Raw genomic sequence first — 11,656 nt, forward strand, 5'->3', positions numbered from 1 at the left:
GCCAACCGGGACGGGCATACAACAAGAACAACACGCCCGAAACAGAACAAGAACAAAGAACGCACTTCGATTTGAAAGGGAGCTTCGGCTCCCTTTCTGCGTTCGACGGCCACTCCGGTTTCGTACATCCTCCTGCACCGATGCTAGAATCCGCAGCCATTCCGCGGTCAAGCTCATTCTGGCCGATCACTCCGTCAAGCAGTGCACCCCGATGCTGAAGAAGCTGTTCAAGTCCTTTCGCCTATCCCTGAACCGCACCCATCCGCGCAGCACGCCGGAAATCCTCGGCAGCCAGCAACATCCGCTGCGCCGCACCGACATCAGCCGCCATGCCGTCAGCGTGGTGGAGCGCTTGCAGAACGCTGGCTACCAGGCCTATGTCGTCGGCGGCTGCGTGCGGGACCTACTGCTCGACATCGAGCCCAAGGACTTCGACGTCGCCACCAGCGCCACCCCCGAACAGGTCCGCGCCGAGTTCCGTAATGCGCGGGTGATCGGCCGCCGCTTCAAGCTGGCCCATGTGCATTTCGGCCGGGAAATCATCGAAGTCGCCACCTTTCGCGCCCACCACCCGGAAGACGACGAGGACGACGAAGACAGCCATCTGGCGGCGCGCCATGAAAGCGGCCGGATCCTTCGCGACAACGTCTACGGCACCCTGGAAGAGGATGCCCAGCGCCGCGACTTCACCATCAACGCCTTGTATTTCGACGTCACCCACGAGCGCATCCTCGATTACGCCCACGGCGTGCACGATATCCGTAATCATCTGATCCGCCTGATCGGCGATCCCGAGCAGCGCTACCTGGAGGACCCGGTGCGCATGCTGCGCGCCGTGCGCTTTGCCGCCAAGCTCGACTTCGACATCGAGCAGCACAGCGCCGCGCCGATCCGCCGGCTGGCCCCGCGGCTGCGTGACATCCCCGCGCCCCGTCTGTTCGACGAGGTGCTCAAGCTGTTCCTGTCCGGCTACGCCGAGGACACCTTCGAGCTGCTGCTCGAACACGACCTGTTCGCCCCGCTGTTCCCCGCCAGCGCGGTGGCCCTGGAGCGCAACCCGGGCTACGCCGGCCGGCTGATCCGCCAGGCGCTGGCCAACACCGACGAGCGCATCGCGCAGGGCAAGACGGTGACGCCCGCCTTCCTGTTTGCCGCCCTGCTCTGGCCGGCCCTGCCGCCGCGAGCCCTGGAGCTGCAGGAGCGCGGTATGCCGCCGATCCCTGCGTTGCAGGAAGCGGCCCACCTGGTGATTACCGAGCAATGCCGGCGCACCGCGATTCCCAAGCGCTTCACCATGCCCGCCCGGGAAATCTGGGACATGCAGGAACGCCTGCCGCGCCGCCAGGGCAAGCGCGCCGACCTGCTGCTCGAGCACCCGCGCTTCCGCGCCGGCTACGACTTCCTCCTGCTGCGCGAGGAGGCCGGCGAGCAGACCGGCGGGTTGGGCGACTGGTGGACCGACTACCAGGAAGCCAGCGACAGCGAAAGGCGCGGCATGATCCGCGCCATCGGCAGCAAGGACGAAGCCGGCGCCACACCGCGCAAACGCCGCCGCAGTGGCGGCCGACGTCGCCGCGGCTCGAGCGCGGGCAGCGCGCCGGGTGAAGACTGAACATGGAGCGCGTCTATATCGGCCTGGGCAGCAATCTGGCCGGCCCTACCGAGCAGCTGCGCGCGGCCCTCGCCGCCCTGCAGGCACTGCCGCGCACGCGCCTGGTGGCGGTCTCCTCCCTCTATGACAGCGAGCCGCTGGGGCCGGCCGACCAGCCGTGCTACGTGAATGCCGTCGCCGCACTGGACAGCACGCTGGAGCCCCTCGAACTGCTCGACGCCCTGCAGGCGATCGAGAGGGAGCAGGGCCGGGTGCGCAAGGCGGAGCGCTGGGGAGCGCGCACCCTGGATCTGGACATCCTGCTGTTCGGCAACCGCCAGCTGCACGGGGAGCGCCTGACCGTACCGCATTACCACCTGCAGGCGCGGCCCTTCGTGCTCTATCCACTGGCCGAGATCGCCCCTGGACTGCGCCTGCCGGACGGCCGTCCGCTCGACGAACTGCTCGCCGCCTGCCCGCTGCAGGGGCTGCGCCGTCGCGCTGACCATGAGCCGGGCCGCCAAAGCTCCAATTGACTTGAAGCCCCCCCATCTGGACTATAGGCCTCCCATTGCTCCGCACTGGTGCCGACCGATGCCGATGAGGACGAAACCGACATGCCCGATGTAACCCTGACCACCCTGCAAGGCCTCAAGCAGCGCGGCGAAAAGATCGCCATGCTGACCTGCTATGACGCCACCTTCGCCCAAACCGCGTGCCAGGCGGGCGTCGAGGTGCTGCTGGTCGGCGACTCCCTCGGCATGGTCCTGCAGGGTCACGACAGCACCCTGCCGACGAGCGTGACCGACATGGCCTACCACACCGCCTGTGTCAAGCGCGGCAACCGCGGCGCTCTGGTGGTCACCGACCTACCGTTCATGGCCTGCGCGACCCTGGAACAGGCGCTGGAAAGCAGTGCCACGCTGATGCGCGCCGGCGCCCACATGGTCAAGCTGGAAGGCGGCGCCTGGCTGTGCGAAACCGTGACGCGCCTGGCCGAGAACGGCATCCCGGCATGCGTGCATCTGGGCCTGACCCCGCAGTCGGTGAACCTGTTCGGTGGCTACAAGGTACAGGGTCGGGACGAGGGCCGGGCACACCAGCTGTGCACCGACGCCCAAGCCCTGGAGCGGGCTGGCGCCGCCATGCTACTGCTGGAGTGCGTGCCCAGCCCGCTGGCGGAGCAGATCACCCAGGCTGCGGGCGTCCCGGTCATCGGCATCGGCGCTGGCGCCGCCACCGACGGCCAGGTGCTGGTCATGCACGACATGCTCGGCCTGTCCCTGAGCGGACGCACGCCAAAGTTCGTGAAAAACTTCATGGCCGGCCAGGACAGCATCCAGGCGGCATTCGCCGCCTACGTCAGCGCAGTCAAGCAAAGCGAATTCCCCGCAGCCGAACACGGATTTTCCGCATGATCACCCTCAAGACCGTCCGCGAACTGCGCGCCGCCATCGCCCGGGCCCGCGGCGAAGGCAAGCGCATCGCCCTGGTACCGACCATGGGTAACCTGCACGCCGGCCACGTCGCCCTGGTGGACAAGGCCCGTCAGCGTGCCGACTTCGTGGTCGCCAGCATCTTCGTCAACCCCCTGCAGTTCGGCCCGGCCGAGGACCTGGACAAGTATCCGCGCACCCTCGCCGCCGACCAGGAAAAGCTGCTCGAAGGCGGCTGCAACCTGCTGTTCGCCCCCACTGCCGAGGAAATGTATCCGGACGGCATGCAGAAGCAGACGCGCATTTCCGTTCCCGGCGTCTCCGAGGGACTCTGCGGTGCGATACGCCCTGGCCACTTCGAGGGCGTCGCCACCGTGGTGACCAAGCTGTTCAACATCGCCCAGCCGGACATCGCCCTGTTCGGCGAGAAGGACTTCCAGCAGCTGGCGGTGATCCGCGCCCTGGTGCGCGATCTCAACATGCCGATCCAGATCTTCGGCGAACCCACCGTGCGCGCCGCCGACGGCCTGGCGCTGTCCTCGCGCAACGGCTACCTGGACGACGAACAGCGGAGCGTGGCGCCGGCGCTGTACCGCATCCTGTGCGACACCAGCACCGCCATCCAGGCCGGCGAGCGGGATTTCGCCAGGCTCTGCGCCCGAGGACTGGAGGCGCTGCAGCAGGCCGGCTTCCGCCCGGACTACCTGGAGATCCGCGAAGCCGCCGGCCTGCGTCCAGCGAGCGCAGGGGACCACCGACTGGTGGTGCTCGGCGCGGCCTATCTGGGCAATACCCGCCTGATCGACAACCTGTCCGTCGATCTCGCCAGCGACTGAACGACTAAGGTCTGACGGACCGCTTTCTTGATCACCCTATGCGGTTGAGGCAGACTCATCCGCTGCTTGTGGAACATGAAGAGGAATAGCCATGCATGCCATCATGCTCAAGGCCAAACTGCACCGTGCCGAGGTGACTCACTCAGTGCTCGATTACGAAGGCTCCTGTGCCATCGATGGGGAATGGCTGGATCTGGCGGGCATCCGCGAGTACGAACAGATCCAGATCTACAACGTCGACAACGGCGAGCGCCTCACCACCTACGCGATCCGCGCCGAAGACGGCTCGAAGATGATCTCGGTGAACGGCGCCGCCGCGCACAAGGCGCAGAAGGGTGACCGCGTGATCATCTGTGCCTATGCCCACTACAGCGAGGCGGAGCTGGCCAGCCACAAGCCGCGCATGCTTTACATGGCTCCCGGCAACGTGCTCAGCCATACCAGCAATGCGATCCCGGTCCAGGTCGCCTGAGTCGCCCGCGCAGGCCTCCGGCCCTTCCTTTTGCTGGGCAACTTCTGCTGCAAGCATCTCCCCGAAAAGCCCGGAATACTCCGGGCTTTTTGCTATCCGAACCGACCCAAAGGAAGCAGAATCCCATGTCGCACCACCAGCACCCTCTCGATGTGACGACCCTGACCTCTTGGGAGGCGCTCCGCCAGCATCGCGAAGCCATGCAGTCTTTCAACATGCGCGAGTCCTTCCAGAGCGATCCGCAGCGCTTCACAGAGTTTTCCTTGAGCAGCAGCGGACTGTTTCTCGACTACTCGAAGAACCTGCTGACCCAGGAGACTCGCGGCCTGCTGGTGCGCCTGGCGCGGGAGGCCGGGCTGGAAAGGGCCATCCATGCACTGTTCGAGGGCGAGGCGCTGAACGCTTCGGAGGGCCGCCCGGCGCTGCACACCGCGCTGCGCCGCCCGGTCGGCGACCGCCTGGTGGTCGACGGCGTGAACCTGATGCCCCAGGTACACCGGGTACTCAACCAGATGACCGAGCTGGTCGGGCGCATCCATGACGGCCTGTGGCGCGGCTACTCGGAAAAGCCCATCACCGACGTGGTGAACATCGGCATCGGCGGCTCCTTCCTGGGGCCTCAGCTGGTCTCCGAGGCCCTGCTGCCGTTCGCCCAGCGCGGCGTGCGCTGCCACTACCTGGCGAACATCGACGGCAGCGAATTCCACGAACTGTCCAGCCGCCTGCGCGCTGAAACCACCCTGTTCATCGTCTCCTCGAAATCCTTCGGCACCCTGGAAACCCTGAAGAACGCCCAGGCCGCGCGCACCTGGTACCTGGCCCAGGGCGGCACGGAAAGCGAGCTGCACCGTCACTTCATCGCCGTCTCCAGCAATGTCGAGGCGGCGGTAGCCTTCGGCATCCGCGATGAGAACATCTTCCCGATGTGGGACTGGGTCGGCGGCCGCTATTCGCTCTGGTCGGCGATCGGCCTGCCGATCGCCCTGGCCATCGGCATGGCCAACTTCAAGGATCTGCTCTCCGGCGCCTACAGCATGGACCAGCACTTCCTGAGCGCCCCCTTCGAAAGCAACATGCCGGTGCTGCTCGCCCTGCTCGGCGTCTGGTACGGCAACTTCTGGGGCGCGCAGAGCCACGCCATCCTGCCTTACGACCACTACCTGCGGAACATCACCCAGCATCTGCAGCAGTTGGACATGGAGTCCAACGGCAAGAGCGTGCGCCAGGACGGCAGCCCGGTATCCTGCGACACCGGCCCGGTAATCTGGGGCGGCGTCGGCTGCAACGGCCAGCACGCCTACCACCAGCTGCTGCACCAGGGCACCCTGCTGATCCCGGCGGACTTCATCGTGCCGGTGGTCAGCCATAACCCGGTCGCCGACCACCATCAGTGGCTGTATGCCAACTGCCTGTCGCAGAGCCAGGCGCTGATGCTCGGCAAGAGCCGCGAGGAGGCCGAGGCCGAACTGCGCGGCAAGGGCCTTGCGGAAGCGGAAGTGAAGCGCCTGGCGCCACACAAGGTGATCCCCGGCAACCGGCCGAGCAACACCCTGGTGATGGAGCGCGTCAGCCCGCGGCGCCTCGGCGCGCTGGTCGCACTCTACGAACACAAGGTATTCGTGCAGAGCGTCATCTGGGGCATCAATGCCTTTGACCAGTGGGGCGTCGAGCTCGGCAAGGAGCTCGGCAAGACTGTCTACCAGCGTCTGACCGGCCACGACGAGGCGCCGGACGAGGATGCCTCGACCCAAGGCCTGATCGACTACTTCCGTGGCCGTCACCGCGGCTGACTCAGGCCCGAGGCGCAGGCTCCGCCCGGCCTGCGCCGCCCCCTCTCCCGCCCCCCTTCGGAGACTTGAACCCGGGAACCTGCAGGTCCACGCTTACGGTCACTCGCAGACACACAACAACAAGGAACCACCATGTTCAAAATCGCCAACCATCCCGTCAGCGAAGCGTCGCGCCAGCACAGCTGGCTGGACAATGACGACTACCTGCGTCTGTACCGGCAATCGGTCGAGCAGCCGGACAGCTTCTGGGCCGAACAGGCCGAAGCCTTCCTCGACTGGTTCAAACCCTGGCAGAACGTCCATCGCGGGGACATGAGCAAGGGCCAGACCAACTGGTTCGAAGGTGGCCAGCTGAACGTCGCCCACAACTGCATCGACCGGCATCTGGAACGGCGCGGCGATCAAGTGGCGCTCATCTGGGAGGGCGACAATCCTGCCGACTCCGCGCAGATCACCTACCGCCAGCTGCACGAACAGGTCTGCCGCCTGGCCAACCTGCTCAAAAGCCGCGGTGTCGGCAAGGGCGACCGCGTCTGCATCTACCTGCCGATGATTCCCGAGGCCGCCTACGCCATGCTCGCCTGTGCCCGCATCGGTGCCATCCACTCGGTGGTGTTCGGCGGCTTCTCCCCCGAGGCGCTGCGCGACCGCATCCTCGATGCCGACTGCCGCCTCCTGATCACCGCCGACGAAAGCGTGCGCGGCGGCAAGACAGTCCCGCTCAAGCGCAATGCCGACAAGGCCCTGCAGAGCTGCCCGAATGTCTCCAGCGTCGTGGTGGTGCGGCGCACCGGGGGCAACATTGATTGGAGCGAAGAACGCGACCTCTGGTACCACGAGGCCGTGCCGGGCTGCAGCGCCGACTGTCCGGCCGAGCCGATGGATGCCGAAGCCCCGCTGTTCATCCTCTACACCTCGGGCAGCACCGGCAAGCCGAAGGGCGTGCTGCACAGCACCGGCGGTTACCTGCTGCAGGCGGCGATGACCCACAGGTACGTGTTCGACTACCACGACGGCGACATCTACTGGTGCAGCGCCGACATCGGCTGGATCACCGGGCACAGCTACATCGTCTACGGTCCGCTGGCTAACGGCGCCACTACCCTGATCTTCGAGGGTGTACCGAACTATCCGGACGCCTCACGCTTCTGGCAGGTGGTCGACAAGCATCGGGTAAACATCTTCTATACCGCTCCCACCGCACTGCGCTCGCTGATGCGCGACGGCGAAGGTCCGGTCAGGAAAACCTCGCGCGCCAGCCTGCGCCTGCTCGGCTCGGTAGGCGAGCCGATCAACCCGGAAGCCTGGGAGTGGTACTATCACGTGGTCGGCGAGAGCCGCTGCCCGATCGTCGACACCTGGTGGCAGACCGAGACCGGCGCCATCATGATCACCCCGCTGCCCGGCGCCACCCTGCTCAAGCCCGGCTCGGCGACCCGTCCGTTCTTCGGCGTGCAGCCGGTGCTGCTCGACGACAAGGGCCATGAGATCGACGGCCCCGGCGCCGGCGTGCTGGCGATCAAGGCCAGCTGGCCGAGCCAGATCCGCAGCATCTACGGCGATCACCAGCGGCTTATCGACACCTACTTCAAGCCCTACCCCGGCTACTACTTCACCGGCGACGGCGCGCGCCGGGACGAGGACGGCTACTACTGGATCACCGGCCGGGTCGACGACGTGATCAATGTGTCGGGCCACCGTATCGGCACTGCCGAAGTGGAAAGCGCCCTGGTGCTCCACGACGGCGTCGCCGAAGCCGCCGTGGTCGGCTGCCCGCACGACGTCAAGGGTCAGTGCATCTATGCCTTCGTCACCCTGGTGACCGGCAGCCAGCCCGACGATGCGCTCAAGCAGGAACTGATCGCCCTGGTCAGCCGGGAGATCGGCGGCTTCGCCAAGCCGGAGTTCCTGCAATGGGCACCGCGCCTACCGAAGACCCGCTCGGGCAAGATCATGCGGCGCATCCTGCGCAAGATCGCCTGCAACGAACTGGACAACATGGGCGATACCTCGACACTATCCGATCCCTCGGTGCTCCAGGAGCTGATCGACAGTCGCCTGAACCGCTGAGGCCGGCGCAAGGGGAGGCAGGAAGCGGGGGGAGGGACACCTGCCCCGCTTCCTTCCCAGTCCCTCCCGATGGAACAAAGCGCGGCCGGGTTGGCTTCGGGGAACAGGGACCCCATGCCATACTCCCAGCCATGTATTGCCGGAAAAGATGCATCTCCATGCCCAAAGGACTGAAGCCCACCCTCGCCACCTTGGCAATCGCGCCCGCCCTCTACAGCCTGCTCGGCTTCCTCGTTCTCCCTGGCGTTGCCCAGCAGGCGATCAACCGGCAACTGCCCCGCTTCGTCACCCAGCCCGCCAGCCTCGAGCGCCTGGAATTCAACCCTTTCACCCTGGAGCTGACCCTGCACCGACTGCGCCTCGGCGAAACAGGCCGCGAACAGCTGGCCTTCGAACGCCTGTACGGCAAGCTGAAGTGGGACAGCCTGTGGCGCGGCCACTTGCATCTGGCCGAGATACAACTGGAACGCCCGCAGGTGGAAGTGCTGTTCGACAAGCAGGGCGCGCTCAATCTGGCCCGCCTGTTCAAGCTTCCGGCGCCCTCTCCGGAGAAGGCGGAAGAGTCCGCTGGAGCCCTCTTTCCAGTACGCCTCGACCACTTCCTGCTGACGGGCGGCCAGCTGCACTTTCAGGACCGACGGCCGAGCGAGCCGGTCGAGGCCCGCTATAACGACCTCGCCCTCGAGCTGCGCCATCTCGGCACCCTGCCGAACGACACAGCCGAGCTGAATCTGCAGGCCAGCGACCCGAATGCCGGGCGGATCGACTGGCGCGGGCAGCTCACCTTGGTTCCGCTGCGCTCCAGCGGCAAACTGGGCATCGATCAGGCCAGCCTGCGTCCCTGGTGGCCCTATGTGCGGGATGCCGCGCCCCTGGTGCTGGAGAAGGGCATGTTCAGCCTGAGCAGCGACTACCGGCTGGACCTGGCGGAAGGCGTCCAGCTGCAACTGCAGAATGCAGTCTTCAAGCTCGCCCCGTTTGCCCTCGAGGCGCCGGATGGCCGTCCCCTGGCACGCCTGCAGAGCCTGAAGATCGGCAAGACCTCGCTCGATCTGACTAGGCGCCAGGTATCGATCGGCCAACTGCAGGGCCAGGGACTGGAAACCTGGGCGGCCCGCGAGGCCGATGGCGAGCTGGACTGGCAGAAACTGTTCGCCCCCAGCACGTCCGGACAGCAGAGCGACGTCAAAAACAAGGATAAACAGCCCGACAAACCCGACAAAGAACCCGGCAAGCCTTGGCAGATCCTGCTGGCGGATGTCCGCCTGCGCGGCAGTCGCCTGCATCTGGCCGACCGGGTGCCGGAGCAGGGCGTGGAGCTCCAGGTCGGCCCGCTGGATCTCGCCCTGCGCGACTTTGACAGCCTTGGCCAGACCCCCTTCCATCTCGAACTGGATAGCGGTATCGACCGAGAGGGCCAGCTCAAGGCCGCCGGCCAAGTACGGCTGAGCCCTCTCGCCGCGCAACTGCAGGTCGACAGCCGCGATCTGGACCTACGCCCGGCGCAAGCCTATCTCGCCCCGTTTATTCGCCTGGAACTGCGCAGCGGGCAACTCGACAGCGCCCTGAAAATCGACCTGAAAGGCGGCGAAAAGCTGGCCCTGCAGGTCGACGGCCGTGCCACCGTCAAACAATTGCATACCCTCGATACCCTGAAGAACCGCGACTTCGTCAAGTGGCAACAGCTGACCCTCGAGAACCTCAGCTACCGTCATGGCGAGCAGCTGGGTATCGAGCGGATCGTGCTCGAGCAGCCCTATGCCCGCTTCATCGTCAACGAGGACCTGAGCACCAACGTCAGCGAACTGCTTATTCCCCAAGGGAAAAAGCAGCCAGCCCAGGTGACACAAAAAGGCACGGAGCACCCCACGGAGAAAACGGCCGCTCAGCCGCTGGGCATCCACATTGGTGCGGTGGAGATCAAGGACGGCTCGGCCAACTTCGCCGACTTCAGCCTGAAACCCAACTTCGCCACCGCCATCCAGCAGCTCAACGGGCGCATCGGCAGCCTGGACAACCGCCGGCAGAAGCCGGCCACGGTGGACGTCAAGGGCAAGGTGGACCGCTACGCTCTGGTCAGCATCAAAGGCAGCCTGACCCCCTTCGATCCGCTCGAAAGCCTGGACATCACGACCCGCTTCCAGCGCGTCGAGCTGACCACCCTGACCCCCTACTCCGGCAAGTTCGCCGGCTATCGCATCCGCAAGGGCCGGCTCAACCTGGACCTGCACTACCGCATCGACAAGGGCCAGCTGAACGCCGAGAACAGCCTGGTCCTGGAGCAGCTGCAACTGGGCGAGCAGGTCGACAGTCCGGACGCGGTGGACTTGCCAATCCGCCTGGCGGTGGCCCTGCTGAAGGACAGCCGGGGACGGATCGCCATCGACCTGCCGGTCAAGGGCGATCTGAACAACCCCGAATTCAGAGTCATGCCCATCGTCTGGCAAACCCTGCGCAATCTGGTACTGCGCACGGCGCAAGCGCCGTTCAAGTTCATTGCCGGGCTCGTCGACGGCGAAGCCGATCTCAGTCAGGTCGAGTTCAGGCCAGGCAGTAGCGAACTGGATGCTACCGCGCAGCGCAACCTGGATGCCCTCGGCAAGGCCCTGAAGGAGCGTCCGCAGCTGCGCCTGGAGGTCGAAGGCATGAGCGCTCAGGCCAGCGACGGCCCCCTGCTGGCGGAACAGCGCCTGGAGCGCGAATACCGGAAGCTCTACTACAGCATTCTGCAGCGGCGGGGCGAGCGCGTGCCGGCCAGCGCCGATGGGCTGAAGGTACCCGAGGGAAAGAAAGGGCCACTGCTGGAGGGCATCTACCGCAGCCGCCTGAAACGACAGCCGCCGGCGGAATGGAGCGGGCTGGACAAGAAGCGGCGCGCCGCCCGGCTGCGCGAAGCCGTGCTGACCGACTGGGCTGACAGCACGCTGCTGCTTCGCCAACTGGCCCAGGCGCGCGCCACCAGCATCAAGGCCTACCTGGTCGAACAGGTCGGCCTGGACGACCAGCGCATCTACCAGCTGGATGTCGGCGTCAGCAAGGCGCCCGCCGGCGAGCGCGTCAGCGTCCCTCTACAGCTGGCCAGCGAATAGGTGCGCGAATGAATCTCCTGCGCCTGCTCGCCGCGCTGCTCGGCCTGGCTCCGGCACTGCTCCTCGCCGCCAGCCTGCGCTGCGAGAGCCGCCTGATCAGCACCGGTGACTCCACTCACGAAGTCTTGGCCAAATGCGGCGAGCCGGTCAGCCGCGATCTACTCGGCTATCGCGAACGGCGCGACGGCTGGGGCTTTCACCATGAGCTGGTGGTGGAAGAATGGGTCTACGGCCCACGCAACGGCATGCACTACTTTCTGCGCTTCGAAGGCAACCGCCTGGTCGATATCGACAGCCGCCGCAGCCAGTGAGCCGGCCGGCGCTTCTGCTCCCAAACGAATGAGGGCCCCGCAGGGCCCTCTTCCTTTCCAA

General features: G+C 66.1%; 9 protein-coding genes. All 9 read left to right on the forward strand.

The window, feature by feature from the left end:
* The first annotated feature begins 211 nt into the window (after nt 1–211).
* The gene (locus ACYVD0_RS02060; RefSeq protein WP_460425248.1) at nt 212–1,612 is read left to right on the forward strand and encodes a polynucleotide adenylyltransferase PcnB; all 1,401 of its coding nucleotides are present in this window, start codon (nt 212–214) and stop codon (nt 1,610–1,612) included.
* A 2-nt stretch (nt 1,613–1,614) separates the two neighbouring features.
* Nucleotides 1,615–2,127, forward strand: a complete 513-nt coding sequence (folK, locus tag ACYVD0_RS02065) for a 2-amino-4-hydroxy-6-hydroxymethyldihydropteridine diphosphokinase (RefSeq protein ID WP_460425249.1) — start codon at nt 1,615–1,617, stop codon at nt 2,125–2,127.
* 81 nt (nt 2,128–2,208) lie between these two features.
* On the forward strand, nt 2,209–3,009 hold the full coding sequence (gene panB, locus ACYVD0_RS02070; RefSeq protein ID WP_460425250.1) for a 3-methyl-2-oxobutanoate hydroxymethyltransferase: 801 nt from the start codon (nt 2,209–2,211) through the stop codon (nt 3,007–3,009).
* Entirely contained in the window at nt 3,006–3,863 is an 858-nt protein-coding gene (gene panC, locus ACYVD0_RS02075) for a 4-phosphopantoate--beta-alanine ligase (RefSeq protein ID WP_460425251.1), read from the forward strand. Before panB ends, panC begins: the two co-directional genes overlap by 4 nt.
* Before the next feature lie 91 nt (nt 3,864–3,954).
* Nucleotides 3,955–4,335 (forward strand): aspartate 1-decarboxylase, encoded by a 381-nt coding sequence (gene panD, locus ACYVD0_RS02080; protein ID WP_460425252.1) that lies wholly within the window; start codon nt 3,955–3,957, stop codon nt 4,333–4,335.
* 125 nt (nt 4,336–4,460) lie between these two features.
* The gene (gene pgi, locus ACYVD0_RS02085; protein ID WP_460425253.1) at nt 4,461–6,125 is read left to right on the forward strand and encodes a glucose-6-phosphate isomerase; all 1,665 of its coding nucleotides are present in this window, start codon (nt 4,461–4,463) and stop codon (nt 6,123–6,125) included.
* A 132-nt stretch (nt 6,126–6,257) separates the two neighbouring features.
* On the forward strand, nt 6,258–8,195 hold the full coding sequence (gene acs / locus ACYVD0_RS02090) for an acetate--CoA ligase (protein WP_460425254.1): 1,938 nt from the start codon (nt 6,258–6,260) through the stop codon (nt 8,193–8,195).
* Nucleotides 8,196–8,353: 158 nt separating this feature from the next.
* The gene (locus ACYVD0_RS02095; protein WP_460425255.1) at nt 8,354–11,284 is read left to right on the forward strand and encodes a DUF748 domain-containing protein; all 2,931 of its coding nucleotides are present in this window, start codon (nt 8,354–8,356) and stop codon (nt 11,282–11,284) included.
* An 8-nt stretch (nt 11,285–11,292) separates the two neighbouring features.
* The gene (locus tag ACYVD0_RS02100) at nt 11,293–11,595 is read left to right on the forward strand and encodes a DUF2845 domain-containing protein (RefSeq protein WP_460425256.1); all 303 of its coding nucleotides are present in this window, start codon (nt 11,293–11,295) and stop codon (nt 11,593–11,595) included.
* The last annotated feature ends 61 nt before the right edge of the window (nt 11,596–11,656 follow it).

It is taken from the genome of Azotobacter armeniacus, assembly GCF_054779355.1.

Coding starts and splice junctions, on each gene's coding strand:
- ACYVD0_RS02060 (WP_460425248.1), top strand. CDS start 212: ATGCTGAAGAAGCTGTTCAAGTCCTTTCGCCTATCCCTGAACCGCACC.
- folK (WP_460425249.1), top strand. CDS start 1,615: ATGGAGCGCGTCTATATCGGCCTGGGCAGCAATCTGGCCGGCCCTACC.
- panB (WP_460425250.1), top strand. CDS start 2,209: ATGCCCGATGTAACCCTGACCACCCTGCAAGGCCTCAAGCAGCGCGGC.
- panC (WP_460425251.1), top strand. CDS start 3,006: ATGATCACCCTCAAGACCGTCCGCGAACTGCGCGCCGCCATCGCCCGG.
- panD (WP_460425252.1), top strand. CDS start 3,955: ATGCATGCCATCATGCTCAAGGCCAAACTGCACCGTGCCGAGGTGACT.
- pgi (WP_460425253.1), top strand. CDS start 4,461: ATGTCGCACCACCAGCACCCTCTCGATGTGACGACCCTGACCTCTTGG.
- acs (WP_460425254.1), top strand. CDS start 6,258: ATGTTCAAAATCGCCAACCATCCCGTCAGCGAAGCGTCGCGCCAGCAC.
- ACYVD0_RS02095 (WP_460425255.1), top strand. CDS start 8,354: ATGCCCAAAGGACTGAAGCCCACCCTCGCCACCTTGGCAATCGCGCCC.
- ACYVD0_RS02100 (WP_460425256.1), top strand. CDS start 11,293: ATGAATCTCCTGCGCCTGCTCGCCGCGCTGCTCGGCCTGGCTCCGGCA.